Origin of the sequence: Pseudomonas sp. TH37, from assembly GCF_016650735.1 — a bacterium.
Lineage (GTDB): Bacteria > Pseudomonadota > Gammaproteobacteria > Pseudomonadales > Pseudomonadaceae > Aquipseudomonas > Aquipseudomonas farris.
This window is the reverse complement of the sequence record NZ_JAEKFD010000012.1, coordinates 50,396-77,192: the sequence shown is the minus strand read 5'-3', so window position 1 is coordinate 77,192 and position 26,797 is coordinate 50,396. Positions and strand designations below refer to the sequence as shown.

The following is a 26,797-nucleotide window of genomic DNA, read 5'->3' as shown; positions in this document are numbered from 1 at the left end:
GGGGAGGGAATTTTTGTAGATCGCTTGGTTTTCGGAGCGCGAGACTTGATTGGACGATTTGTGGTTGGTTAGTTTGGTCTGTCGGAAATGTTACTTAATAGATTGGTGCTGGTTTGCTCGGCTTGGGTAAGTAAGATCTGCCTGGACTGAATAAGTCAGTCAGTTGATTTATTAAGGGTTGATCTATGAGTTTTGAATTAAGGGATAAATCCCTGGATGATATCGACAGGGAGGAGCAGCTGCGTCAAGACGCGGATGCAGCTGAGCGGCAATTGATTTTGGTCAAGCTAAAATCTTGTCTGGAAGATTACAGTGGCGACGAAACAATCGACTGGTTTGAATACGAGGTAGAGCTGCAGAAGGCCTCCTCTTTGTATGAGGTATATGTGCCGGGAAGCGTTCTGTTGAACGAATTGCTCAGTACGGTTGCAATAAGAAGCGCACTGACCCAGGAAAACATGAGTGACGCCACACTTATTCGTGTTACCCATTCTGGCAAGCTGGAAGTGTATAGGCGCCAAGCCTGGAGAGACCTCGTCGAGCTGGGATATTTTGCCCACTTTAACGCTGGCCGAGCTTCAATGGAGATCTTGACGGATATTGCCAAAGAGGCCGGAGGTTGCCTGTGGACGGACAATATGGTGATGGTCGATAAATGGCTTGAGTTTTATGGCTTCGATGTGCCGAGGACCGTTGCGCAGGTCAGAAACCTGATTGGCTACTTCGAGTTTGACTTTCCTGAAGTCGATCATTTTGGCAATTATTGGGGGCAGATCATCACCGATGATCAATCGTTGATCGTATTGTCTGCCGAACAGCGCCTGGCCATTCGAAGAATAACCAGCAGTTTGATTCCGAATAACAGACTGCTCGATGTCCTGTTCCGAAAAATACCTTCCGCGGTTGCACTGCATGACAATGCCGCCGTGTTGATAAAACAATTGGTCAGCCACTCGATCTCCCAGGAATATGCAAAAAAATACCTGGAACTGCTGGGGTGGTTCGGAGCACAGTCGGGCCAGGTGGCGAACGCGCAACAACTTGGGCAAGTGCTCATTACAGCCATTCTTCTGGATCTCAATCCTTTTGTAGGCAAGGAAAAGGGAAGGAAAACTGTCGGCAGTTTTGAGTTGTATTCGCCAAGCTACATTGGCAGGCCGTCAGCCATCGTCCTTGAAGAATTGCGCAGCCACATCGTAGCCAATCAATGGGCAACGCACGATACGGCCCCATTGGCGATTCATTTTTGGTTGGCGCAGAGGGCGCCCGAGTTTCTGGTCAGACAGGTGCCGAGTTCCATCCAGATCGGTTCGCTTGAGTGGGTATCCTTTTGCCGTGGGGTGGCATTGGTCGAAGCCATCGCCTGGGGCGCTTCGCGGGTGATGACGTATGCGCAAATCATGACATACGCCGAACAGGAACCGGTCAGCCGTCCGCTCGAGAATCTGCACACCCTGGCGATGATCGACCCGATCATCGACTGGGCGCTGGTTAATGGCGTCGTGACGAATGAGGAACTGGGGCGAACCGAACAAGACACGACGCAACATGCAATCGTCGCGTACCAGCGATACGTAGAAAATTTCTCACAGGTTGGCCGCGCCTATTCCAGTCCATTGCCCGACAGGAAAGCCATTGCGCGAGCGGCGCTGGAGCGTGCTGCCCCGACCTGTAGTTTCCTTGAGCAGCCGATACTTTTCCAGCAGCCGGGGCTATACGCTTCGCCGACCGCCATGTCCATGCTCGACTTGCATATGTCGGGAGACGTGGTGACGGGGCAGTGGGACTTCCGTGCAGTTTTCCCGGACGACAAATCCCCGGATCTGTTGGGCCAGATCACCAACAACAAGAGGCCAAGCCATTACGACCCCACCGTTGCGAGTATTTACACCCGTTACCCGCAACTGTTGAGGATGAAAGAAAATAACGCTGAGTTTCATCGTCAGTTACATCTTCACCTGGGCGAGTTGAATAAGGCGCTCGCTACGGGTGTCAAGTTGGCGCTCGCGCGGCTTTCCTCCTATGAACTGCAGCACGTCCTGAACGGTGAAGTTACTTTCTTCACTCTCCGTGACTCGGCGGTAATCACGCGTACCACGCCGATATCAGGCCCGTTTGTCCGTGAGGAACGGGTGGAGAGTCAAGAGGGTAAGGATGCCGCTACAGGGCGTTTCGGCATCGTGATGTGTGTCTCTTATCGTGACCGCGTATCGTGTTATGAGATTTTTACTTTGCGTGGCGAAATACATAAAAACGATGAGCTCGGAAATCTGATCGTCAGCACCGGAAAGCTCCAGGGGGCTGCAAGAGTGGATTTCAGCGGCGATCTGAAAACACATGTGCCGCCGACCCCCAAAGAACGTCTGCCAGTAAATCTCAAATGCTATATCGAGGGTGTAGCGAACGATTTCCAGATCACCAGCAGCATGGCGATTATCAACAAGTTAGCCGTATTGCCTGCGCCAGCCACGCCATCCAGTCCGAAGAACAGTGAATATCAGAATTTCGCGGAGCCGCAGCTTGCCCGAATCGCGCAACTCATCGTATCCCATCACCCATTAATGTCCTTCGAACAACTTGAAGCAACGGCTACTCAACCTACGGTGCTTGAGCTGGAGCGTGAGAATGGCGAAAGAATCGCTACCTACATCGTCGACCTCGCCGTGCCGTTCAAAAAGTGCATAGAGGATCTGTCAAGCGGGGAGCACAATCGGGTGGTCGATGGAATCTATGGGTGCGCCATGGATGCCATTGCTCTGGCGGGCGCCATTGCAGGCGCAGGCGCCAAGGCCGCGAATATCGTGACCAAGGCTTCCAATATGTCCTCCCGGCTTGCTGGTCTGGCCAAGCTGGTTATCGGCACAGGCATTTCTATCTTCAACCCGCTGGATGACGTGCCGTCGATACTCAATGGCACGGGGAAGCTGGTTTACAAGGGAGGGGTGCGGTTGAGCCGACAGGCTCAAGAGATTATCGCGCTGGCGAAGTCGCAACTGAGCCACATAAAAGGAGCCCATGGAACCAAAGAGCTGCTTGGCGCGGCCAATGGTGCAAAAGTCGGACAGGGCACCTGGCGGCCCCACGCAGGAAGTGTCGACACACTGACTGTTGTGGCGGCGCGCGAAGATTTTCACTGGTATGCCCTTGACCGAACCGGTGAACCCTGGGGACCGAAGCTGACCAGTTTCACCCTTCATGCTCCTTTCAGGCTTCCCCAGTTCCTTAAAACATTGCCGGTCAGTTATGCCAGTCATTTCATCAAGCAAAGCTTACCGCGAGCAAGATCAAAAATTGAGAATGCGATCAATGCCTTGAGCAGCCGTGACTTCACAACGGAACGTGATTTCGTCATCAAAATGCTTTTGGGCAGTGATACGGCTGAAGCCAGTGATCGACTGCTGAAATACCTGAAACTGATCAGGACAGATTTTGCGGGTTTATCCCTGAGCAACTTTATCCTCGACCCATTCAAGGATAACGGCAACATTGCTGCGTTCAACAGGGACATCTACATGCAATGGAAGGCCTTGAGTGCCGTCGACCAGCCCGGCGTATCGTTCATTGAAATTTACACGCGAAATCTGAGTAAACACTTCATCCGGCATGGCTACAACCATGATGTAGTGGCGGATGATTTGATTCATGAAATGCTCCACGGGTCTGCGCAGACGGAGGATGTGAGCTATGCCGTCGATGTGGCTGGCGAAGGTGCCACCGCTCAGGTGCTGGACGTTGCGCCGTTGCTGAACCTGGCCAGCGGGAAACTTTCGGTGGCGCAGGCCGGCTCTGTGGTGCAATACCACGCCGCCTCAAAGGTTTTTGAAAATGCCGACTCTCTGGCGGTGGCCACGTCGCTGCTAGGTCAGCTGTACACCGATAAATCGAGCTTTGACAGCAACATGTCCACTCTTGAGGCAGCGGCTGCGACCAGCCGCGATGGCACGATTACCGAGCCGGTGCTGGTAATTCTGAACAAGGCTTGAAAACTGCCCTCTGTAGGAGCTGCCGAAGGCTGCGATCTTTTGATCTTTAGCGATTCATCTGACGCCAACGTCAAAAGATCGCAGCCTGCGGCAGCTCCTACGAGGGGCGTGTTTCAGTCGTTCAATTCGGGGCGGTCGCGAAACTGTTCCAGTGCCTCGGGATTGGCCAGTGCATCGGTGTTCTTCACCTTCTGGCCATGCACCACATTCCTTACCGCCAACTCGACCACCTTGCCGCTGATGGTCCGCGGAATGTCCGTCACCGCGACAATCTTCGTCGGCACATGCCGTGGTGTGGTGTTGGCGCGGATGACCTGGCGAATCTGTTGTTGCAGCGCTTCGTCCAGCTCGACACCGTCGCGCAACTTCACGAACAGCACCACTCGCACGTCATCCTGCCATTGCTGGCCGATGGCGACGCTGTCCAGCACCTGCGGGACTTTCTCCACCTGACGATAGATTTCCGCCGTGCCGATGCGGACGCCGCCGGGGTTGAGCACCGCGTCGGAGCGGCCGTGGATCAGCATGCCGCCGTGAGGCAGTTGCTCGGCGTAGTCGCCTTGGGCCCAGACGCCGGGGAACAGGCTGAAATAGGATTTTCGCAGCTTCTCCCCGTCTGGGTCATGCCACAAACCGATGGGCATCGCCGGAAAATGTCGGGTGCACACCAGTTCGCCTTTTTCCCCAATCACCGGCTGCCCGGCGTCGTTCCAGACTTCCACCGCCATGCCCAGGCTCTTGCACTGCATTTCGCCACGGCGTACCGGCAGCACCGGATTGCCGATCACGAAGCACGAAACGATGTCGGTGCCGCCGGACATCGAGGACAGGCACAGGTCGGACTTGAACGCGCGATAGACGTAATCGAAGCTTTGCGGGGACAGCGCGGAACCGGTGGACAGCACGGTTTTCAGGCTGCTCAGATCATGACTTTCGCACGGCTTCACGCCGTTGCTTTCCAGCGCGGTGAGGAACTTGGGGCTGGTGCCGAAGACGTTGATGCGTTCGTCGTCGATCAGATCGATCAAGCGCTCCGGGCCTGGATGAAACGGCGAGCCGTCGTAAAGCACCACGGCGCTGTCGACTGCCAGGGCCGAGACCAGCCAGTTCCACATCATCCAGCCGCACGTTGTGTAATAGAACAAGCGGTCGCCGGGGCCGAGATCGGTGTGCAGGCCATGTTCTTTGACATGTTGCAGCAGCACGCCGCCGGTGCTGTGAACAATGCACTTCGGCACGCCGGTAGTGCCGCTGGAATAGAGGATGTACAGCGGATGAGCGAAAGGCACGGGAACGAATTGCGGCTCGCCGCCCGGGTCGTAGAAATCGTCCCAGAGCGTCACGTTGGCCTGGCTGTGGAAGTCTTCGATGCGTGCCTGGGGTCGTGCGTAAGGCACAACGATCAACTGCTGCAAGGACGGCAGTTGCCCGAGGATTTCGTTGACCTTGGCGGTCTGGCCGATCTCTTTGCCGGCGTAGCGGTAACCAGCGCAGGTGATCAGCATTTTCGGCTCGATCTGGCCGAAACGATCGATCACCCCATGAGTCCCGAAGTCTGGCGAGGAGCAAGACCAGATCGCGCCCAGACTGGTGGTGGCGAGCATCGCTACCAGAGTTTGCCAGGTGTTCGGCATGCACGCGGCCACGCGGTCGCCAAGACCGACACCGGCGGCTCTCAGGCCGTTTTGAAAACCCGCGACATGGCTCGCCAGTTCGGCCCAGGTCAGTTGTTCCCGTTGGCCGTTTTCACCGATGGCTACCACCGCCACGGCATCGTCGCGACGGCGTAGCAGGTGCTCGGCGAAGTTCAGCGTGGCGCCGGGGAACCACTGGGCGCTGGGCATTTGCGTGCCCTCTATCAGCACAGCGTCTGGCTGATCGTGAAAACGAATGTCGAAGAAATCGACGATGGCCTGCCAGAAGGCTTCCCGCTGATCGATGCTCCATTGGTGCAGGGCAGGGTAGTCGGCGATCTCAAGGATGTGTCGCTGATTGACGAAGCGCCGGAAGGCCTCCATGCGGGTCTTGCCGATGCGCTCGGTGCCGGGTTGCCAGAGGATGTCGGACATGGCTTGGCCTCTTTTTCTTATGTGTACACAGTCTACTGTGGCGAGGGAGCTCTGTGATGAGAAGGCTTGCCTGTGGCGAGGGGGCTTGCCCCGTTGGGTCGCGAAGCGACCCCGCTTTTTGCCTTTAGTTACACCACATTGCCCGGTTTTACGACTGCTCCGCAGCCGAACGGGGGCAAGCCCCCTCGCCACAGACAAGCCTTCCTCTCCACAGGGTCTGGCGGCGGGTTACTGCGCCAACCACCCACCATCAATATTCCACGCGGCGCCACGCACCTGGCTACCGGCCTCGCTGCATAAAAACAGCACCAACTCACCCAGCTGCGGCGGCGTCACGAATTCCAGCGACGGCTGCTTCTCGGCCAGCAAATCATGTTGCGCCTGCTGCGGGTCGATCCCGGTCGCGGCGCGATCATCGATCTGCTTCTGCACCAGCGGCGTCAGCACCCAACCCGGACAAATGGCATTGCAGGTGACGTTCGTCGTAGCGGTTTCCAGACCGACCACTTTGGTCAGGCCGATCACACCATGCTTGGCCGCGACGTACGCCGCCTTGCCCACCGAACCCACCTGGCCATGCACCGAAGCGATGTTGATGATCCGTCCCCAGCCCTTGATGCGCATCCCCGGCAAACTCAAGCGGGTGCTGTGAAACACCGACGACAGGTTGATCGCAATGATCGAGTCCCAGCGCTCCACCGGAAAATCTTCCACCGACGCCACGTGCTGGATGCCCGCGTTGTTGACCAGGATATCCACGCCACCGAACTCACGCTCGGCGTACTCGATCATGTCGGCGATCTGCGCCGGGTTGCTGACGTCGGCGGGGTGATGGCCGACTTTGCCGCCGAATTGTTCGACTTCTGCAATCACCCTGGACGCATCGCCGAAACCGTTGAGGATCAGGTTGGCGCCAGCCTTGGCCAGGCTCAGGGCGATTCCCAGACCGATGCCGCTGGTGGAACCGGTGACCAGTGCGGTCTTGCCCGAAAGAGTCGTCATGAATACCTCACACAATGCCAGTGGCGTAGAAAGTACCGATCACCACAAAAACAGCGAGTGTCTTGATCAGCGTAATACAGAAAATGTCTTTGTAGGCCTCGCGGTGGGTCAAACCGGTGACCGCCAACAAAGTAATCACCGCGCCGTTGTGCGGCAGGGTGTCCATGCCGCCACTGGCCATCGCGGCGACCCGGTGCAGCACTTCCAGCGGAATATTGGCGGCGTGGGCGGCACTGATGAACGTCTCGGACATCGCCGCCAGGGCGATGCTCATGCCGCCCGACGCCGAACCGGTGATGCCGGCCAGCAGGGTCACGGTAATCGCTTCGTTGACCAGCGGGTTGGGAATGCTTTTGAGCCAGCCGGACAGCACCAGAAAACCCGGTAGCGAGGCGATCACTGCACCGAAACCGTATTCCGACGCGGTGTTCATCGCCGCCAGCAGCGCGCCGCTGACCGCACTTTTACTTCCTTCGGCCAACTTGCCGCGAATCGTCTGAAAGGCGAACACCAGCACCATGACGATGCCTACCAGCAAGGCTGCCTGGACCGCCCAGATCGCCGTCAGTTTGGCGATGTCGGTGGTCACCGGTGCTGCCATGCCTGGCAACGAGAGGCTGTGAGTCTTGCCGTACCACAGCGGAATCCAGCGGGTGAACAGCAGGTTCATCAGGCCCACCATCAACAGCGGCGAGAGCGCGATCCACGGGTTGGGCAGCTTGATGTCCGGCGCGGTTTCCGGTTCATTGCGCAGCTCTGAACCATAACCTTCACCCGTGCGCTGGGCCTTGTTGCGCTGGCGCTGAAGGAACAGCATGCCGGCGCAGAACACGAAAATCGTGCCGATCACACCCAGCCACGGTGCCGCCCAAGCGGTGGTGTTGAAGAAGGTGCTAGGGATGATGTTCTGGATCTGAGGAGTGCCGGGCAGGGCGTCCATGGTGAACGAGAACGCGCCGAGGGCGATGGTCGCCGGGATCAGGCGTTTGGGAATATTGCTCTGGCGGAACATCTCGGCGGCAAACGGGTAGACCGCAAACACCACCACAAACAGCGACACGCCGCCGTAAGTGAGCAGGGCGCAGACCAGCACGATCACCAGCATCGCCTGGCGAGTGCCAAGCAAGCGAATTGCCGCTGCGACAATGGAGCGGGAGAAGCCCGACAACTCGATCAGCTTGCCGAATACGGCACCGAGCAGGAACACCGGGAAATACAGTTTGACGAAGCCGACCATTTTTTCCATGAACACCCCGGTGAAGACTGGGGCAACGGCGGAAGGGTCGGTGAGCAGGACGGCGCCGAGGGCGGCGATCGGGGCAAAGAGGATAACGCTGTAGCCACGGTAAGCAGCCACCATCAGCAGCGTAAGAGCTGCCAAGGCAATGATCACACTCATGGTGTGTCTCCTGGATTGTTATTTTTGTAGGGTGAGGCTTTTGTAGGAGAGGGCTTTAGCGAGTTTCGTGCCATCTATATAAGTTAGTAAGAGATATAGAGGTTATGTTATGTGTCAGTGTTGTGGGAAATGGTTGTCTCCATATAGGGGCGGAGGGCCTTAAAAGATCGCAGCCTTCGGCAGCTCCTACAGGGAAATGCGGAAATCCTATGTAGGAGCTGCCGAAGGCTGCGATCTTTTGATCCTGAAAATCCATCTACCAATGGAGATCAATGTCTCTTTATGGAGACTCGGCAATCCCCAACGCCACCATCTTCTTGTACAACGTCGACCGCCCCAGCCCCAACCGAGCCGCCGCTTCGATAACCTTCCCGCCGCATTGCGCGAGGGCGGATTCAATCAATTGCCGATCAAACCGTTCGCGAGCTTCACTGAAGGTTTCATGGGCAATCGGTTGAAGGGGCAGAGGCGCCACACGCTCCACCGGTATAAAACTGCCAATCGCCGCGCGGATATCCGCTACGTTCAGCATCAAATCATCACTGAGCAACGCCGCGCGCTCCAGCACGTTGCGCAGTTCGCGGATGTTCCCCGGCCAGGCGTGTTGACCCAACAAATCCAAAGCTTCGGGGTTCAGTTCGTGCTGACTGCGCAGCTCCTCGAGGATCGCTTCGCTGAGGGCCGGCAGGTCGTCGAGGCGATCACGCAGGGGCGGAACCTGAATCGGCAGCACGTTGAGGCGGTAATACAAGTCGGCACGAAACTCGCCGCGTTTGATCGCCGCTTCCAGATCGGTGGAGGTGGCCGCGATCACTCGCACATCGCTCTGGATCACTTCGTTGGAGCCCACCGGCTCGAATTCCTTTTCCTGCAACACTCGCAGCAACTTGCTTTGCAGGGGCAGCGGCATGTCGCCGATCTCATCGAGAAACAGCGTGCCGCCCTGAGCGATTTGCAACTTGCCGGTGCGGCCCTTGCGATCAGCACCGGTGAACGCGCCGGGGGCGGTGCCAAAGAACTCGGCTTCCAGCAGCGATTCGGGAATCGCCGCGCTGTTGATGCTGACGAACGCTTTGTGTGCCCGAGGAGAAGCGCCGTGGATCGCCTGGGCCAGCAGTTCCTTGCCGGTGCCGGTTTCGCCGAGCAACAACACCGGTGACTCGGCACTGGCGCTGCGCCGGGCGCGGCGTTTGACCTCCAGGCTGGCGGCGCTGGTGCCGATGAAATGGGCGAAGTTGTACTTGGTCTGCCGCGCCCGCAGCAGCGAGCGAGTGGAGGCCAGTTCTTCCTGCATGCTCAGGTAGCGCTTGAGCATCGGCGACAGGCTGCGCAATTCATCGAACAGGGCAAAACCGATGGCGCCGATCACTGCGCCGGCATCGTCGTGAATCGGCAGGCGCATCACCACCAACGGTTCCTTGGGGGTGTCCTGCATGTCCAGCAGGATGGGTCGTCCGGTGCGCACCACCTCGCGTAACAGGCTGCCGGGGATCACGCTTTCGCAGGCCCTGCCGATCGCACCTGCGGCCGATTCGAGACCGAAACGCCGGGCATAACGCTCATTCATCCAGACGATGTTCGCATCGCGGTCGACAATCACCGTGCCCTCGCTCGATTGCTCGATGATTTCGAACAGCGAACGGATCGCCAGAGTGCGAACGCGCTGGTAGTCCTTGAGGCTTTCGGTGGTGTTCATGGGGCTGATCCTGATTAAGTATTGCCTGTGCTGGTCCAATCGCGGGCAAGCCCGCTCCCACAGGATTTGGGGTTGCCGCTGAATGTGGACACGACATAAAACCTGTGGGAGCCGGGCTTGCCCGCGATGGCCGCGACGCGGTTCATCGGCGTACGGGATTATGCCAACCCCGGATGCGCCGCCGCCAACAGCTCTTTGGTATACGGATGCTGCGGCGACTCGAACACATCATGGCTCGCGCCGCTTTCCACTACTTTGCCGTCCTTGATCACGATCATGTCGTGGGCCAGGGCGCGCACCACCGCCAGGTCGTGGCTGATGAACAGGTAGGTCAGGCCATGTTTCTCCTGAAGCTGGCGGAGCAGGGCGACCACTTGTTTTTGCACCGTGCGATCCAGCGCCGAGGTCGGTTCGTCGAGCAGGATCAGCGCCGGTTTCAGCACCAGTGCGCGGGCAATGGCGATGCGCTGGCGTTGGCCGCCAGAGAATTCGTGCGGGTAGCGATGACGGCTTTGCGGGTCGAGGCCGACTTCTTCCAGCACCCGGATCACCTGGGCTTCGCATTCGTCCGGGGTGGACTGGCTGTGAACCTCAAGGCCTTCACTGATGATCTGCGCCACGGACATTCGCGGGCTGAGGCTGCCGAAGGGATCCTGGAACACCACCTGCATCTTCTTGCGCCATGGCCGCAGCTGCTTTTGCGTCAGGCCATCCAGCGCCTGCCCCTGAAAGCGAATGCTGCCTTCGGAATCAAGCAAGCGCAGGATCGCCTGACCAAGCGTGGACTTGCCTGAACCGGACTCACCGACGATGCCCAGGGTCTTGCCGCGCTGAACGTTCAGGCTGATGCCGTCCACCGCGCGCAGGTAAGTCTTACGCTGGAACAGCCCGCCACTGAGGGTGAACTGCACTTGCAGATTCTCCACTTCCAGCACGTTTTCACGCTCGTCCCGGGGCAGGGCTTCACCTTCCGGCTCGGCGTTCAGCAGCACGCAGCTGTAAGGGTGTTTCGGCTCGGTGAACAGCGTTTCGCAAGGTGCCTGCTCGACGATTTCCCCGGCGTGCATCACGCACACCCGCTGGGCCATGCTGCGCACCAGATTGAGGTCGTGGCTGATCAGCAGCAGCGACATGCCGAGTTGCTCTTGCAGGGATTTGAGCAGCCGCAGGATCTTGCGCTGCACCGTCACATCCAGCGCGGTGGTTGGCTCGTCGGCGATCAGCAATTCCGGTTCGCAGGCCAGGGCCATGGCGATCATCACCCGTTGCCGCTGGCCGCCGGACAGTTGGTGCGGGTAGGCCTTGAGGCGCACTTCGGGTTTTTGGATGCCAACCAGTTGCAGCAACTCAATAATCCGCGCTTGCGCCGCTTTGCCACCCAGCCCTCTGTGCAGCAACAGGGTTTCGCCGATCTGCTTTTCGATGCTGTGCAGCGGATTGAGGGAGGTCATCGGCTCCTGGAAGATTATCGCGATCCGGTTGCCGCGCAGTTCGCGCAAGACGTTGGCGTCGGCGCCGATCAATTCCTGGCCGCGATAGCGAATGCTGCCGGTGGTTTCAGTGCCGGTCTCGGGCAGCAGTTGCAGAATCGAGTGGGCGGTCACCGACTTGCCGCAACCCGACTCACCGACCAGCGCCAGGCATTCGCCGGGGCGGATGTCCAGGCACAGGTTGCGCACCACGGTCTGGCCGCTGAAGGCCACGTTGAGGTCACGGATTTCGATCAGGTTTTCACTCATATCAACAGTCCGTCTCATGATCGGGGATCAGGATCGTGGATCAAAGGCATCACGCAACGCCTCGCCAATGAACACCAGTAAAGAAAGAATCAGCGCCAGGGTAAAAAACGCCGTCAGCCCCAGCCAAGGGGCTTGCAGGTTCTGCTTGCCTTGACCGATCAATTCGCCCAGAGACGCACTGCCGGCCGGCATGCCGAAACCGAGGAAGTCCAGCGCCGTGAGGGTGGAAATCGCCCCGGTCAAAATGAACGGCAGATAACTCAGGGTGGCGTTCATCGCGTTGGGCAGAATGTGCCGCACGATCACCTTGCGATCGGTCAGGCCCAGCGCACGGGCGGCCTTGACGTATTCGAGGTTGCGCCCGCGCAGGAACTCGGCACGCACTACGTCCACCAGGGCCAGCCAGGAAAACAGCGCCATGATTCCCAGCAGCCACCAGAAATTCGGCTCGACGAACCCCGACAGAATGATCAACAGGTACAGCACCGGCAGCCCCGACCAGACTTCCAGCAAGCGCTGACCGAGCAGGTCGACCCAGCCGCCGTAATAGCCTTGCAGCGCACCAGCGGCGATGCCGATCAACGCGCTGATGAAGGTCAGCGCCAGCGCGAACAGGATCGACACCCGCGCGCCGAAAATCACCCGGGCCAACACGTCCCGGGCCTGATCGTCGGTGCCCAGCCAGTTGACCTTCGACGGCGGGCTCGGTGCGGGTTGGTTGAGGTCGTAATTGGGCGTGTCGTCGCTGAACGGGATCGGCGGAAACAGCATCCAGCCGCCGTCCTTGTGAATCAGCTTCTGCACGTAATCGCTGCGGTAGTCAGCCTGGAATGGCAATTGCCCACCGAACTCCTGCTCGGTGTGGCGTTTGAGCGCCGGGAAATACAGCGAGCCCTGATAACTGACCATCAGCGGTTTGTCGTTGGCGATCAGCTCGCCGCCCAGGGTCAGCAGGAACAGGCCGATAAACAACCACAGCGACCACCATCCCCGGCGGTTTTTCTTGAAACGTTCGAAACGGCGACGGCCCAGCGGCGAGAGCTTGAACATCAGGCGTTCCTCGCGGCGAAGTCGATACGTGGGTCGACCAGGGTGTAGCAAAGGTCACCGATGATTTTTATCAGCAAACCGAACAGGGTGAAGATGAACAGCGAACCGAATACCACTGGATAGTCTCGTGATACCGCGGCTTCGTAACTCATGCGCCCCAGGCCATCGAGGGAAAAAATCACTTCGATCAGCAGCGAACCGGCGAAAAAGACGCTGATGAAGGCCTGCGGAATCCCCGACACCACCAGCAGCATGGCGTTGCGAAACACATGGCCGTAAAGCACCCGGCGTTCGCTCAAGCCCTTGGCCCGGGCGGTGACTACGTACTGGCGAGTGATTTCATTGAGGAAGGAGTTCTTGGTGAGGATGGTCAGGGTCGCGAAACCGCCGACCACCAGCGCCGTCACCGGTAGCACCAGGTGCCAGAAATAATCGGTGATTTTACCCAGGGTCGACAGTGACTCGAAATTGTCCGAGACCAGGCCGCGTACCGGGAACCAGTTCAACGACGTGCCGCCGGCGAAGACCACGATCAGGAACATCGCGAACAGGAACGCCGGCATGGCGTAACCGATGATGATCGCGGTGCTGCTCCAGATATCGAAATGGCTGCCATGGTGCACGGCCTTGCGGATGCCCAGAGGGATCGACACCAGGTAGGTGATCAACGTGGCCCAGAGTCCGAGGGAAATGGTCACCGGCATTTTTTCCAGAATCAGGTCGGTGACGGTGGCGCCGCGGAAAAAGCTCTTGCCGAAGTCGAGGTGGGCGTAGCTCTTGAGCATCAGCCACAGGCGTTCCGGTGCCGGCTTATCGAAGCCGTATTGCTTTTCGATCTCCTTGATCAACTGCGGATCGAGCCCGCGACTGGCGCGCGAACTGCCCTGCAGGGCTTCGCTGGAACCGCCGCCGACATTCGCTCCGCCGATGCCTTGCAGGTGCGCGATGGCTTGTTCCACCGGGCCACCCGGTGCAGCCTGGACGATAATGAAATTGACCAGAAGAATGATCACCAGCGTCGGAATGATCAGCAGCAAGCGCCGCAGTACGTAAGCCCACATCAGTGCGGTCCTCCGGGTTTGCCGCGTTTGATGAGCTCGGCAGTCATCTGTTGGTTGGTCAAGGGAGTGGAGCTCACTTCCCACCAACTCTCGATGGCTTCCTCATTGCTCGCCTGTACAGAGGGAATGCCGAAGCGGTTCCACCACACGGTCGAGCTGCCTGGCGGGTAATAATTGGGAATCCAATAGAAGTTCCATTGCAGGACACGGTCCAGGGCATGGGCGTAGCGCAGCATGTCAGCCTTGGTGGTGGCGCGAACCAGGCCGTTGACCAGCGTATCGACCGCGGGGTTCTTCAGCACCATGTAGTTGTTGGAGCCGGGATCGTTGGCCGCTACCGAGCCAAAATAGTTGTACAACTCGTTGCCCGGCGAAGTGGTGACCGGGTAGCCGGTGACGATCATGTCGTAGTCCCGGGACATCAGGCGGTTTACGTACTGGGAGGCGTCGATGCGGCGAATATTCAGGTCGATGCCGATTTGTTTCAGGGTGCGCTTATAAGGCAGCAGCAATCGATCCATGCCGTTCTGGCTGATCAGGAAGGTGAAGCTCAGCGGTTGACCTTGGGCATTGACCAGTTGATCGCCATCGGGTTCCCAGCCCGCCTGTTCGAGTAAGTCCAGGGCTTGCAACTGTTTGTCGCGAATCACGCCGCTGCCATCGGTTTTCGGTGCTTCGAAGACCTGGGTGAAGACTTCGTCGGGGATTTGCCCGCGCAGCGGTTCGAGAATCGCCCGCTCACCGGCGTCGGGCAGTTGCCGGGCTGCAAGGTCGGTATTGGAAAAGTAGCTCTGCTGGCGGATGTACAGGTCGCGCATCATCTGCCGGTTGCTCCACTCGAAATCCCAGAGCATGGCCAGGGCCTGGCGCACGCGGCGGTCCTGGAACATCGGGTTTTGCAGGTTGAACACAAAGCCTTGGGCCGATTGCGGTGCCTCTTTGGCCAGGTGAGCCTTTTGCAGGCGACCGTCGCTCAGCGCCGGGCTGACGTAGCCGATGGAGTAGGCGGTGGCGGAGAATTCGCGGTTGTAATCGTAGGCGCCGCCACGCAGAACCTGACGGGCAACGTCGGTATCGCCGAAGTACTCGATGCTGAAATGATCGAAGTTGTAGAGGCCGCGGCTGACCGGTAAATCCTTGCCCCACCAGTCGGCGTTACGCTCGAAGGTGATGCTGCGCCCGGAGTCGACCTTGCTTACGCGGTACGGTCCGCTGCCCAGCGGCGGCTCGTAACCGCCGCCGTTAGCGAAGTCGCGGGTTTTCCACCAGTGCTCGGGAAATACCGGCAAGGTCGCGAGGTCCAGGGGCAGGGTACGGTTTTCGTTGCTCTTGAAGTCGAACCGAACGGTGAGTGGTGACTCCACTTCGACGCCTTTGACGTCGGCGAATTGCGTGCGATAGCGCAGGCTGCCCTGGGTCATCAGCAGGTCGAATGTGTAGCGCACGTCTTCGGCGGTGATCGGCTTGCCGTCGGCGAAACGGGCCTTCGGATTCAGATAGAAACGCAGCGACAGTCCGTCGTCGGAACGCTCCATCTGTTGGGCCACCAGGCCATAAACGGTATAGGGCTCGTCCAGCGAGCGCTGGGCCAGGGGTGAGTAAATCAAGCCGTCGATCTGCGTGACACCCGTGCCTTTGTCGATGTACGGCAGGATATGGTCGAAATGGCCGATTTCCATCGCCGAGCGACGCATCGTGCCGCCCTTGGGCGCTTGCGGGTTGGTGTAGGCGAAATGACTGAAGCCAGCGGGATACTTCGCCGGTTCACCGTACACGGTCAACGCATGTTGCGGTGCAGCGTTCACACCGGCGGCGCCCAATAACAGGGCCACGGCAGTGAACAACAAAGTGGGGAAAACCAGTCGCATTGTCAGCCTTAGAGCCGGGTGGTCGATAACCACAATTTGTACGCTAGCGGCGCGTCCCTCGCCAGCCGTATCACGTAACGAAAACACAACGGCCCACCAAAAGGCGGGCCGTTATGTAGCAAACTCTAGGGTTGATCAGTCCTGACGGCTGGTCACTTCCAGCAGGTGATAACCGAACTGGGTCTTGACCGGGCCTTGGACCACGTTGATCGGTGCGCTGAAAACCACGGTGTCGAATTCCTTGACCATCTGGCCTGGACCGAACGAACCCAGGTCACCGCCCTGGCGGCTGGACGGGCAGCTGGAGTTGGCTTTAGCGACTTCGGCGAAGTCGGCACCGGCTTCGATCTGGGCTTTGAGTTCGTTGCACTTTTCTTCGCTGGAAACCAGGATGTGACGGGCAGTGGCTTTGGCCATGGGAAAATACTCCATTCAATGTTCAATAAAGTGCGGAGCCTACCGGATTCAGTGGGCTATTTCTCTCTCAAAGTTCCGTGAATATCAATTCAGTGGATATCAGTTCCGTCTATCGCATGGCATCAAGACATTGCTTAAAGGCCGGCATTTCTCAAGCGTTCGGCATGCTGTACGTACAGGGCGATCGGGTCGATGCCCTTGCGGACCTGACCGGTTGTCTGGCCGAGGCTATCTAGATGATCCAGCGGATAGTCCGAACGGATCACTTTCCCCAAATGGGCGCTGAATCGACCGACCATGCCGTCATTCTGTTCGGCTTCGGTGGTGAAATAGTGGGAGAAGGCCCGCAGGAATCCGTGCAGCGGATTGAGTGCATGGAGCCCCTCATCGAGAATGTTTCCCTGCAGGATGCCGCTCCAGGAATAGTAGCGCACGCCGTTTACCATTTCACGACCCTTGCCACCCCAGGTTTTCGGTAACCCTTGAGGGTACTTGTCGTTGAATGCGCCAACGCCTTCGGTGGTCAGTGCATTGAGCGCGGCGATGGCGTTCTGCGGCAGGTGCCGGTTGCCACTGAGCAATGAGAGGAAGTCGGCGAACAGGGTGGCCACCGCTCCGGCGACCAGTTCCGGCAGGCGCCCGGGCGTCAGCGCCTTGCGCAGGAAGTCGGCCAGTTCCGAGCCATGGTTCGGCCCGCTGACCGATGTCACCGAAGCGACAGCCTCCGGCGCCAGCGCCCCCGCATACCGTGCAGCCAGTGCACCCTGACTGTGACCGATCAGGTTGACTTTGCTTGCACCGGTTCCTTGCAATACCCGGTCGATCTGCGCCAACAGTTGTTCGCCGCGGGTTTCATTACTGTGGGTGGCTGACAGGTGTGGGATGAAAACCCTCGCACCGGCACTTCTCAGGGCCAGTTTGACGTCATGGAACAGTTCAAGGTTGCCGATGCGATCGAAGCCGAAGAGCCCATGGACCAGCAGGATCGGATACTGAGTGGTTGCATTCCGTAGCATGTACATTCCTTTTTTCACGGTAGGTCAGGTGTGTGCTCAAGGGCGCACTCTAAAGCACACCACCTGCTCGGCGATGTATGAAAAAGCCGCTGTAACCTGATGAAAACGGAATAGAAATTGTACGAAAGCTCGAATGAGCATGAGGTCTTGGTCGGAATATCCGGACATCTTTTTAACGATGACTGCGAGCTTCCTCGCAATGACCTACTGCTGAAACGTCCTTTTACCGTGCAAGACGACGCAATTGTCCGGCAGCGCGAATCAGCACCGCGGGTTTCAATAGGCTTCGTTCGATGTCGACCTCAAGGCGACATTGATTCCAAGGACTGGAGCGTATAAATGACTTCTTATGAAGCAGATAACTTGAATGTTGTAGAGCAATGCCTGGTGGCACCACAGCTGGATCAGGCGGATAACGCCACACTCGATCCGTCCGACAATAAGGCGATTATCACCGTCGCGCCTTACCCGGACATGGCCTGCGGAGACAAACTGGTCATGTTCTGGTCAGGTATTGATTCAGAGGGTGTTGCGTATCGGCATGAGGTATCGCGGTTTGTCAGCGAAGCTCAGGTGGGCAGGGCGATTGTCTTTTGCGTATCGGCCGTGCACATCACCGCATTGGACGGCGGGTCACTCGAGGTTTATTACGCCCTCTACACTGCGCGCTTTTGTGAACCTGTGGAGTCCGGGCGTTTATACCTGAGCGTCGGTGATGCCCGGCCAGATTTGCTGCCTGTGATTGTGAACGATGCGGTGGGCGGCACGCTCGATCCGGACCGAGTCGTGGAGGGGGCGCGCGTGACGATCAGACCGTATGCCCGGATGGCGCCTGGAGATCGGGTCTTGCTGTCCTGGGCAGGTGCTACGCCACAAGCGAGTTTCAATGACACATTGAAAGTCGAATCCTTTGCAGTGGGTGGTGAACTGTCGTTCTGGGTAAGTCCTGACTGTATTGCATCCAATCTCGGGGCTGCCGTTACGATCGGCTACTGCGTCGAGCAGAAGGGGCAGGCGTCACGCTTCTCGGAGCTTGCACCACTGTTGATCGGCGCGCTGGAACGAGAACCGCTTTTGCCACCTACCGTGCTGGAAGCCGATGAGGGTTGGCTGGATGTGCAAGATGCGATCGATGGTGTCACCGTCGTGATCGATAATGCTCAGGCTGAAGAGGGGGAACTGGTCTATCTGAAATGTGACGGAGAGCATTTCAATCATCGCGATGATCGTGAAGTCTCCAGGGAAATGGCCGGTCAACCGCTGGTATTTATCGTCCCCTACAGGTTTTGGCGCGAGCATCAGGACTTGACGGTCCGAGTAGCCTATTCGGTCGAGCGTCTCGACGATGTGAGCCAGCAGTCCGAAGCCACGTTGGTGCAAGTGCACTCGTAAACAGGTTTTAACGTCGACCGCCCTCCGGTTTTCGATTGAAAACCGGAAGGCGGGCATTGGTCACTTTGGCTGTTGAGTATGGCGCTGCGTACGAAGCCGCTCGGCTGCCTGCAGCAACAGTTGTTCCGTCCCGGTCCAGCCAAGGCAGCCGTCCGTTACCGACACCCCGTAACGCAGCGACGGGCTCAATGGCTGGCAGCCTTCGAACAGATGGCTCTCAATCATCATGCCGACCAGCGAACGATCACCTTGCAGGCGTTGTTCAAGCACGTCGTTGAACACGGCTGGCTGACGCATTGGATCTTTACCGCTGTTCGCGTGGCTGCAGTCGACCATGATCCGCGCCGGGATCTTGAGTCTGGTCAAATCGCTGTGCACTTGGGCGATGCTGTCGCGGTCGTAGTTCGGCCCGCGATGGCCTCCACGCAGTACCAGGTGGGTGTCGGGGTTGCCCGGTGTCTGAATAATTGCAGGGTGCCCTTGGCTATCGACGCCGAAATGGCGATGCGGATGGGCGGCCGAGCGCATGGCGTCGCTGGCGATAGCCACACCGCCATCGGTACCGTTCTTGAACCCTACTGGCATGCTCAGGCCGCTGGCCATTTCCCTGTGGATCTGTGATTCGGTGGTACGGGCGCCAATCGCGACCCAGCTCAACAGGTCGTCGAAGTAGCCGGCGGCCATCGGTTGTAGCAGTTCGGTGGCAACGGGCAAGCCCAGCTGGAGCATTTCGCGCATCAATTCGCGGGACAGCGTCAAGCCACCCGCCATGTCGTCGCTGCCATCCAGATGCGGGTCGTAGGCCAGGCCTTTCCAGCCGATCGTGGTGCGGGGTTTTTCGACGTAGGCGCGCATCACCAGCAGCATTTCATCGCTGACTTGCGCAGACAGACGGGCCAGGTTGGCGGCGTATTCGAGGGCTGAACGGGGATCGTGAATCGAGCAGGGACCGACGATGACCAGCAGACGGGAGTCTTCACCGTTGAGGATCGCGCGAACCGCCTCACGGTGGTCGGCGACTTGCCGGGTCAGGGCATTGCTGAGGGGTAATTGCTGTTTGAGTTGCAATGAACTGGGCAGACGCAAGGTCAGCGCTTCATTGGCAGGGCTCAGGGTGGACAGCGGCAGAGCAGAGACGGACGAGTTCATATTCGGGCTTCCTGGGCTGGCGGCGGGTTCGTTCCCGCGCGCTCGGCCCTACTGGGGTGTTCGACAATTGGCCGGATTGGCTGCGTGTGTGTGCTTGCCACCTGTGGGTGACCGATCGGAGGCGGCAGGCTGTCCCGAGCGGAGGCTGGTAAATCGCCAGGCGGTAAAACTGTCGTAACGGTAATAAGTGGCGTAGTTCATGTCGTGAATCCTCAAATTGTCTGGTTGACGCTAAAAATGTTCAGGGCTGAAAAAACAAAACCCCCGGTCGGGGAGCCGACCGGGGGTTGAGAATTCTCTGGTGGCGACCCGTTTAAAGTGGGCGCCGTGTGGGTATCAGGCGCGCCAGTGGCTAAACCAATACCCAAAATAAAAGCTGACCGAAGCACAAACGTCATTCGCCCGGGCAGCCGCAACCGAGCGCGGGGCGCTGGCGGTACGAAGCTGTGAGAGGGCGTTGAGCATGGTCTGTCTCCGATGAATGCGCCGAGCTTACTAGAGGCCGGTACGCGGATTCAATAAGAAAATGCTATCGATGATCATGGGCTTTTCTATCGCTTGAGTACGTCGGGGGTTGTGACACACTTTGCGCTGCGCCCAATCACCACAACGACAAGGACGAACCATGACGACACTGACCATTGCCGCCGCTCAATCAATCTCCATCGCCGGTGATCTTGCCGCCAATATGGCCTGGCATCGGCGCTTCATGCAGGTTGCTGCAGAGCAAGGCGTGCAATTGCTGGTGTTTCCGGAACTGTCGCTGACCGGGTACGAACGCGGCCTGGCGGCGGAGCTGGCCATAGCGCCAGACGCCAGGGTGCTGCAACCGCTGCGCGACTTCGCGCGGGAAGTCGGTGTGACCAGTGTCGTTGGGATGCCGATTCGTCTGTCGAACGATTCGCCGGTATTGATCGGCGCACTGGTATTGGGTGCCGATGGTTCGCTTGGGGTTTACAGCAAGCAACATCTGCACCCAGGCGAGGAAGTGGCATTTGCCCCGGGAACGGGCGGTTCGACATTAAAGATCGGTAGCGACACCGTCGCGCTAGCGGTATGCGCCGATTTTTCTCACGCCAGCCACGCGGCAACCGCGGCACGGCAGGGCGCTGATCTTTACGCTGCGGGCGTGTTGGTCACAGAAAACGGCTACGCTCCGGATACCGCACTATTGCAGGGCTATGCTTGTACCCACTCGATGGCGGTTCTGATGGCCAACCATGGTGGCGCAACGGGTGGCTGGGAGTCGGCAGGGCGCAGTGCAATCTGGGCGGCGGACGGGACGTTGATTGTGGCGGCGCCGGGTACGGGGAATCTTATGGTCGTTGCTCGTCGCAATGCTGATGGCTGGAAAGGGCAAATCGTCGCTGTGGCGGAGGCTTGAATGGGTTTCGAATTGCGTCCGGCAACGTCTCGGGATCTGGACTTTGCTCGTAACCTGACTTGTCGAAATATGCTTCGCTACTACATTCAACATGAGCTGTTGTGGCTGGACGAGGCCTTTGATGTCGCCTGGGAGGGACGCGAAAACTGGCTGATTGTGCGTGATGACACGTTGATGGGGTATGTCAGTCTGAGCCGCGACGCTAGTGCCTTGTATATCCGCGAATTGCATTTATTAACAGCGTACCAGGGGCAGGGCGCCGGCTCCTGGACGATCGATCAGGTATTCGCGATGGCGTGCAAGGAACGACGTCCGGCATTGCGTCTGACCGTCTTTGAAAATAATCCGGCAAAAATGCTTTACGAGAGAAAGGGTCTCAAGGTGGTCGGTCAAGACCAGTGTTTCCTGAGAATGCAGCGTGATATCAATGAACTGCATCGCTGAAACACACTGGCGGCAAGCCTCGCAAGAAGAATTGACACTTTTTATATGCGGCTTGCCGCTAGGTCTGCCAGTTGCTTTTTGCTAAGGTGTCCGACAACCCAATAAGACCAAATCGCGAGGTGTCTGCTTGATTAGGGTGCTAGTAGTCGATGACCATGATCTCGTTCGTACAGGCATTACACGAATGCTGGCTGACATCGATGGCCTGCAAGTAGTCGGCCAGGCTGAGTCAGGGGAGGAATCCCTGCTGAAAGCGCGTGAGTTGAAACCCGATGTGGTGCTGATGGACGTCAAGATGCCCGGGATCGGCGGTCTTGAAGCCACGCGCAAATTATTGCGCAGTCATCCAGACATCAAAGTCGTCGCGGTCACCGTGTGCGAAGAAGATCCGTTTCCTACCCGGCTGTTACAGGCAGGTGCCGCGGGTTACCTGACCAAGGGCGCCGGATTGCCGGAAATGGTCCAGGCCATTCGCCTGGTGTTTGCCGGGCAACGCTACATCAGCCCGCAAATTGCCCAGCAACTGGCGATCAAGTCGTTCCAGCCAACCAATGATTCGCCCTTCGACGCCTTGTCGGAGCGGGAAATCCAGATTGCGTTGATGATTGTCGGCTGTCAAAAGGTGCAGATCATTTCCGACAAACTGTGCCTGTCGCCAAAAACAGTGAATACCTACCGTTACCGTATTTTCGAGAAGCTTTCGATCAGCAGCGATGTCGAGTTGACGCTGTTGGCGGTTCGTCACGGCATGGTTGATGCCAGCCTCTGAAAATGACTGAAATCTTCGATCCAAGTGCTTTTCTGTCGACGGTCAGTGGGCGGCCGGGCGTCTATCGCATGTTCGACAGCGATGCGCGGCTGCTTTATGTCGGCAAAGCCAAAAATCTCAAGAAGCGCTTGGCGAGTTACTTCCGCAAAGCCGGTCTTGCCCCCAAGACCGCCGCGCTGGTGGGCCGTATCGCCCAGGTCGAAACCACCATCACGGCCAACGAAACCGAAGCCTTGCTGCTTGAGCAGACGCTGATCAAGGAATGGCGTCCGCCGTACAACATCCTGCTGCGCGACGACAAATCCTACCCTTACGTCTTTCTCTCGGATGGCCAGTTCCCACGCTTGAGCATTCATCGGGGCGCGAAAAAGGCCAAGGGCAAATATTTCGGCCCTTATCCCAGCGCAGGGGCGATTCGTGAAAGCCTGAGTCTGCTGCAAAAGGCTTTTTTTGTTCGTCAGTGTGAAGACAGCTTCTACAAGAACCGCGCTCGACCTTGTCTGCAATACCAGATCAAGCGCTGCAAGGCGCCGTGTGTGGGGCTGGTGGAGCCCGAGGTGTATGCCGAAGATGTACGCCACTCGGTAATGTTTCTTGAAGGTCGCAGCAATGCCCTGGCGGACGAGTTGTCTGCGGCCATGGAGGAGGCGGCGGTTAACCTCGAGTTCGAGCGCGCCGCCGAACTGCGTGACCAGATCTCATTGCTGCGTCGGGTCCAGGACCAACAGAGCATGGAAGGCGGGACGGGCGATATCGATGTGATTGCGGCGTTCGTCAATCCAGGTGGCGCCTGCGTGCACTTGATCAGCGTGCGCGGTGGCCGGGTGTTGGGGAGCAAGAACTTCTTTCCGCAGGTGGGTATCGAGGAAGACGTTTCCGAAGTCATGGCCGCGTTTCTCGGCCAATACTTCATCAGCAGTCCCGAGCGCGACTTGCCGAGCGAGCTGATCGTCAATGTGGTTCACGAAGACTTTCCGACCCTGATCGCAGCCATCGAAGAGCTGCGCGGTCGCGAACTGACCATCAGCCATCGAGTGCGCGGTACCCGAGCACGCTGGCAGCAATTGGCGGTCACCAATGCCGAGCAAGCGCTGGGCGCACGTCTGGCTAACCGACAACACGTTGCGGCACGTTTCGATGCCTTGGCCGAGGTGCTGAAACTGGACGAGCCGCCGCAACGTCTTGAGTGCTACGACATCAGCCATTCCAGCGGCGAGGCCACCGTGGCCTCCTGTGTGGTGTTCGGCCCGGAAGGCCCGATCAAGTCCGACTACCGCCGCTACAACATTGAAGGCGTTACCCCGGGCGATGACTATGCCGCGATGCACCAGGCCCTGACCCGACGCTTCAGCAAATTGAAGGACGGCGAGGGCAAGTTGCCGGACATCCTGCTGGTCGACGGCGGTAAAGGTCAGCTGTCCATGGCCCGTGACGTGCTTAACGAACTGGCTGTGCCAGACCTGATTCTTTTGGGTGTGGCCAAGGGCGCGACGCGCAAGGCCGGTTTCGAAACCCTGTACCTCAACGATGCGGCCCATGAATTCACCTTGCGCGGAGATTCTCCCGCGCTGCATTTGATCCAGCAGATCCGCGATGAAGCCCACCGTTTCGCGATTACCGGGCACCGCGCACGTCGTGGAAAAACTCGCCGCACGTCTACACTTGAGGGCGTTGCCGGCGTGGGACCTACACGTCGACGCGATTTGTTGAAACATTTTGGTGGATTGCAGGAGCTGTCTCGTGCCAGCATCGAAGAGATCGCCAAAGCACCCGGAATCAGCAAAAAGCTCGCAGAGTTGATTTATGCAAATCTGCACAGCGAGTAGAATGCCCAACTCACCTCGTAGCCAGTTGTGCCGATGAATATCCCTAATCTGATTACCGTTCTACGCGTCCTGCTCATCCCGATCTTTATTTTGCTGTTTTATTTGCCTTACCACTGGAGCTATTTGGCGTCCGCCTCGGTCTTCGCATTTGCCGCCGCGACCGACTGGCTCGACGGGTATCTGGCCCGTCGTCTGGAACAAAGCACACCGTTCGGGGCCTTCCTCGATCCTGTTGCAGACAAGCTGATGGTCGCCGTTGCCCTGGTACTGCTGGTGCAAGAGCATGGCAACCTGTGGCTCACGCTACCGGCCGCCGTTATCATCGGTCGCGAAATTGTCGTCTCGGCACTGCGCGAGTGGATGGCCGAACTCGGTGCCCGTGCCCATGTAGCGGTGTCGAACCTGGGCAAATGGAAAACCGCCGCGCAAATGCTGGCGCTGGTGATCCTGCTGGCCAACCCTTCGGACTTCACCTTCTGGGTCCTGATGGGTTACGCCTTGCTGCTGGTGTCTGCTGGCCTGACGTTGTGGTCCATGGTCCAATACTTGCGGGCTGCCTGGCCACATCTGAAGACGGACGTGGAAAAGAAATAAACTTTTTTGAATCAAGGGGTTGACGGGGGATGTGGATTCTATAGAATGCGCATCACCAAGACGCGGGAATAGCTCAGTTGGTAGAGCACGACCTTGCCAAGGTCGGGGTCGCGAGTTCGAGTCTCGTTTCCCGCTCCAATTATTGTTCTACAGGCTTCTATTGAAGTCTGCAGAAACTGAAAAAAGAGGCTTCGGCCTCTTTCTTCGTTCCAGTAAATTCCACTCGAAAACACTAGCAGCCACGTTTTCTTAGTACATTTTTTAGTACATTAATCCGGCGCTTGGTAGATCACTTTTTCGTGGGACTCGCCTCTCTGGAAACCGTACAAATTTCCTCTATTCAAACGAGACGGAGATTGTACGATGGCTCTCACCAATACGGCAGTCCGGCACGCCAAACCCCGTGCCAAGGACTACACCCTCCCTGACTACAACGGCCTCGCCCTTTTCGTGAATACAAAAGGCGCCAAGTGCTGGCACTTCCGCTTTTCCTGGGCGGATAAGCAACCCCGTATTTCTCTCGGTACCTATCCTGAAATTAGCCTACGAGATGCTCGCGCTCTACGTGATGTAGCGAGGGCACTGGTCGCCAGGGGCATCGATCCGCGTGTCCATCGGCAGCTGGAGCGTAATGCCAGGCGCCTGGCCGCGGAAAACGCCTAAGAAGCGGTTGTTCAGCGTTGAAAGTGGTACGCAAAGTTGAGCATCGTGTTTCTGGTCGTGGGTCTCGATTAGTCCGGTCGGACCCAGAACCTCGCGCTTCCATTGGCCGCCGAGTCGGCTGGCAGCGAGGGTGCTCAGGTTGCGAGGTAGAGGGGGGCGCCTTACCTTCGCTGTTCATGGCCAGTTAAGCCTTTGGGTCAGGTCGGTGATCAGTCATTAGGCAAGTGCAACTGCACTTCCATGGCGTCATGAAGGAGCCGGACGACCTCGATCACGTCGTCGTTTGCCACACGATAGAACACGATATGACGCGGGCTTTTCACCGTTCCATGGGGTTGTTTTGCCTGCTGGCGTGAATAGATGAGGTGATAGCTGCGAAGGCCCGGTGCAAGCTCATCACGGTCGTGGCTGCCAATGCGATAAGGCGTGTCGGCAATCGCTTGCAGCGCCGCGAGGATCAGCGCCTGGTAGCGCTGGCGTGCTTGATCGCCGAATTGCGTCTGGGAGAGCCTGAGGATGTCGACAATGTCGGCGCGCGCCGCGTTGGAAATCCGATACTGCGGCATGCTCAGTGTTTTTCCCTCGCGGGGAGGGTGGCCTCCAGGCTCAACCCCTCGAGGTAGTGCTCCAGATCCCCTTCGTTCAACTGCGTGAAGCGCCCGTGCTCAAGGTCCATGATGCCGATCGAGGTCGCCTGACGCAGGGCCTCAATTTTGGCGGTGTCTTCGGCGACGCGTTGCTCCAATAGCCGCAAACCTTCTCGCATCACTTCGCTGGCATTCTGATAACGGCCGGACTGAACCAGGTCATGGATAACCTGTTCCTGGTGAGGGGTGAGCACAACGTTTCGCGTCGCCATAATTAACTCCAGCTCTGGGCAAGCAGGTTCTTTCGATCATTGGCATATTATGCCATTTTGCCCGCGAACACATCGTTCGAGAGCTGTATCTGACGACTGGGTTGTACGGGCTTATCCGCCGCGCTGAACAGCACGTGCTGGCTCTGGAGTGCATTTGCAAATGCCCAAAAGGGTGTTGCAGTCGGGTATCGGAGTCGCGTTGATCAGTGGGGGACTTGGGCCCTCAGCTTGGCCAGGTCCTGTTTGATGTGCCGGTGTTCTCATCGATCGTGTGAAGCGCGCCGCGGATATTGTCGCCAGTATCCGTCGCGCCTTGGCTCTCAACTCTTAAAGTCAGCTCCATCACGGCCGCCTCTAAGGCGAGCTGGTTTTGGTACCGAATTGCGATCAATGGATTCCTTTCCTTCGATGGTCGAG

Annotated in this window: 21 protein-coding genes, 1 tRNA gene and 1 pseudogene; 9 read left to right on the top strand and 14 right to left on the bottom strand. The window is 58.2% G+C overall.

Going from position 1 to position 26,797, the window contains the following annotated elements:
* The first annotated feature begins 185 nt into the window (after nt 1-185).
* Nucleotides 186-3,983 (top strand): hypothetical protein, encoded by a 3,798-nt coding sequence (locus JFU11_RS24835; protein WP_201062409.1) that lies wholly within the window; start codon nt 186-188, stop codon nt 3,981-3,983.
* Between the two features lie 113 nt (nt 3,984-4,096).
* Here the strand turns inward: JFU11_RS24835 and JFU11_RS24830 are convergent, their stop codons facing one another.
* The 10 genes from JFU11_RS24830 to JFU11_RS24785 form a co-directional block, all read right to left on the bottom strand.
* A complete protein-coding gene (locus tag JFU11_RS24830; RefSeq protein ID WP_201062408.1) occupies nt 4,097-6,052 on the bottom strand; it encodes an acetoacetate--CoA ligase in 1,956 nt (651 codons plus the stop codon).
* A 228-nt stretch (nt 6,053-6,280) separates the two neighbouring features.
* The gene (hbdH, locus tag JFU11_RS24825) at nt 6,281-7,054 is read right to left on the bottom strand and encodes a 3-hydroxybutyrate dehydrogenase (RefSeq protein WP_201062407.1); all 774 of its coding nucleotides are present in this window, start codon (nt 7,052-7,054) and stop codon (nt 6,281-6,283) included.
* Nucleotides 7,055-7,061: 7 nt separating this feature from the next.
* A complete protein-coding gene (locus JFU11_RS24820; protein WP_123722389.1) occupies nt 7,062-8,453 on the bottom strand; it encodes a GntP family permease in 1,392 nt (463 codons plus the stop codon).
* Between the two features lie 280 nt (nt 8,454-8,733).
* On the bottom strand, nt 8,734-10,149 hold the full coding sequence (locus tag JFU11_RS24815; protein WP_123722390.1) for a sigma 54-interacting transcriptional regulator: 1,416 nt from the start codon (nt 10,147-10,149) through the stop codon (nt 8,734-8,736).
* Between the two features lie 158 nt (nt 10,150-10,307).
* Complete coding sequence (locus JFU11_RS24810; protein WP_201062406.1) at nt 10,308-11,888, bottom strand: ABC transporter ATP-binding protein; 1,581 nt, start codon at nt 11,886-11,888, stop codon at nt 10,308-10,310.
* A gap of 27 nt (nt 11,889-11,915) precedes the next feature.
* A complete protein-coding gene (locus tag JFU11_RS24805; protein ID WP_123722392.1) occupies nt 11,916-12,938 on the bottom strand; it encodes an ABC transporter permease in 1,023 nt (340 codons plus the stop codon).
* Nucleotides 12,938-13,999: a microcin C ABC transporter permease YejB gene (locus JFU11_RS24800; RefSeq protein ID WP_201062405.1), complete on the bottom strand. Its 1,062-nt coding sequence runs from the start codon at nt 13,997-13,999 to the stop codon at nt 12,938-12,940. The genes JFU11_RS24805 and JFU11_RS24800 overlap by 1 nt, the downstream gene beginning before the upstream one ends.
* Nucleotides 13,999-15,867 (bottom strand): extracellular solute-binding protein, encoded by a 1,869-nt coding sequence (locus tag JFU11_RS24795; protein ID WP_201062404.1) that lies wholly within the window; start codon nt 15,865-15,867, stop codon nt 13,999-14,001. Before JFU11_RS24795 ends, JFU11_RS24800 begins: the two co-directional genes overlap by 1 nt.
* Nucleotides 15,868-16,002: 135 nt before the next feature.
* Complete coding sequence (locus tag JFU11_RS24790; protein ID WP_007898306.1) at nt 16,003-16,284, bottom strand: peptidylprolyl isomerase; 282 nt, start codon at nt 16,282-16,284, stop codon at nt 16,003-16,005.
* A 134-nt stretch (nt 16,285-16,418) separates the two neighbouring features.
* A complete protein-coding gene (locus JFU11_RS24785; RefSeq protein ID WP_123722395.1) occupies nt 16,419-17,300 on the bottom strand; it encodes a triacylglycerol lipase in 882 nt (293 codons plus the stop codon).
* 339 nt (nt 17,301-17,639) lie between these two features.
* On the opposite strand from JFU11_RS24785, the gene JFU11_RS24780 reads away from it, so the two are divergent.
* Complete coding sequence (locus tag JFU11_RS24780; protein ID WP_201062403.1) at nt 17,640-18,692, top strand: hypothetical protein; 1,053 nt, start codon at nt 17,640-17,642, stop codon at nt 18,690-18,692.
* Between the two features lie 60 nt (nt 18,693-18,752).
* Here JFU11_RS24780 and JFU11_RS24775 read toward each other — a convergent pair whose 3' ends face one another.
* The gene (locus JFU11_RS24775; protein WP_123722397.1) at nt 18,753-19,841 is read right to left on the bottom strand and encodes a 3-deoxy-7-phosphoheptulonate synthase; all 1,089 of its coding nucleotides are present in this window, start codon (nt 19,839-19,841) and stop codon (nt 18,753-18,755) included.
* Nucleotides 19,842-20,466: 625 nt separating this feature from the next.
* Between JFU11_RS24775 and JFU11_RS24770 the strand changes: the two genes are divergently transcribed.
* From JFU11_RS24770 to JFU11_RS24740, 7 genes are all read left to right on the top strand, one after another.
* Nucleotides 20,467-21,225 carry a carbon-nitrogen hydrolase family protein gene (locus JFU11_RS24770; RefSeq protein WP_201062402.1) on the top strand — a complete coding sequence of 253 codons (759 nt, stop codon included), beginning with the start codon at nt 20,467-20,469 and terminating at the stop codon, nt 21,223-21,225.
* Nucleotides 21,226-21,669 carry a GNAT family N-acetyltransferase gene (locus tag JFU11_RS24765; protein ID WP_201062401.1) on the top strand — a complete coding sequence of 148 codons (444 nt, stop codon included), beginning with the start codon at nt 21,226-21,228 and terminating at the stop codon, nt 21,667-21,669. It abuts the gene before it with no gap.
* 127 nt (nt 21,670-21,796) lie between these two features.
* On the top strand, nt 21,797-22,438 hold the full coding sequence (gene uvrY, locus JFU11_RS24760; RefSeq protein ID WP_008015884.1) for a UvrY/SirA/GacA family response regulator transcription factor: 642 nt from the start codon (nt 21,797-21,799) through the stop codon (nt 22,436-22,438).
* A 2-nt stretch (nt 22,439-22,440) separates the two neighbouring features.
* A complete protein-coding gene (gene uvrC / locus JFU11_RS24755; RefSeq protein WP_201062400.1) occupies nt 22,441-24,264 on the top strand; it encodes an excinuclease ABC subunit UvrC in 1,824 nt (607 codons plus the stop codon).
* Nucleotides 24,265-24,297: 33 nt separating this feature from the next.
* The gene (gene pgsA, locus JFU11_RS24750; RefSeq protein ID WP_052964322.1) at nt 24,298-24,858 is read left to right on the top strand and encodes a CDP-diacylglycerol--glycerol-3-phosphate 3-phosphatidyltransferase; all 561 of its coding nucleotides are present in this window, start codon (nt 24,298-24,300) and stop codon (nt 24,856-24,858) included.
* Between the two features lie 62 nt (nt 24,859-24,920).
* Nucleotides 24,921-24,996 (top strand) — tRNA-Gly (locus tag JFU11_RS24745).
* A gap of 225 nt (nt 24,997-25,221) precedes the next feature.
* Complete coding sequence (locus JFU11_RS24740; protein ID WP_092221613.1) at nt 25,222-25,521, top strand: Arm DNA-binding domain-containing protein; 300 nt, start codon at nt 25,222-25,224, stop codon at nt 25,519-25,521.
* Between the two features lie 209 nt (nt 25,522-25,730).
* Here the strand turns inward: JFU11_RS24740 and JFU11_RS24735 are convergent, their stop codons facing one another.
* The 3 genes and pseudogenes from JFU11_RS24735 to JFU11_RS28230 all read right to left on the bottom strand — a co-directional run bounded on the left by JFU11_RS24735 (nt 25,731) and on the right by JFU11_RS28230 (nt 26,771).
* Nucleotides 25,731-26,087: a type II toxin-antitoxin system RelE/ParE family toxin gene (locus tag JFU11_RS24735; RefSeq protein ID WP_092412263.1), complete on the bottom strand. Its 357-nt coding sequence runs from the start codon at nt 26,085-26,087 to the stop codon at nt 25,731-25,733.
* A gap of 2 nt (nt 26,088-26,089) precedes the next feature.
* Nucleotides 26,090-26,380, bottom strand: a complete 291-nt coding sequence (locus JFU11_RS24730; protein ID WP_201062399.1) for a type II toxin-antitoxin system ParD family antitoxin — start codon at nt 26,378-26,380, stop codon at nt 26,090-26,092.
* A gap of 203 nt (nt 26,381-26,583) precedes the next feature.
* A pseudogene (locus JFU11_RS28230) lies at nt 26,584-26,771 on the bottom strand (hypothetical protein).
* Between the last annotated feature and the right edge of the window lie 26 nt (nt 26,772-26,797).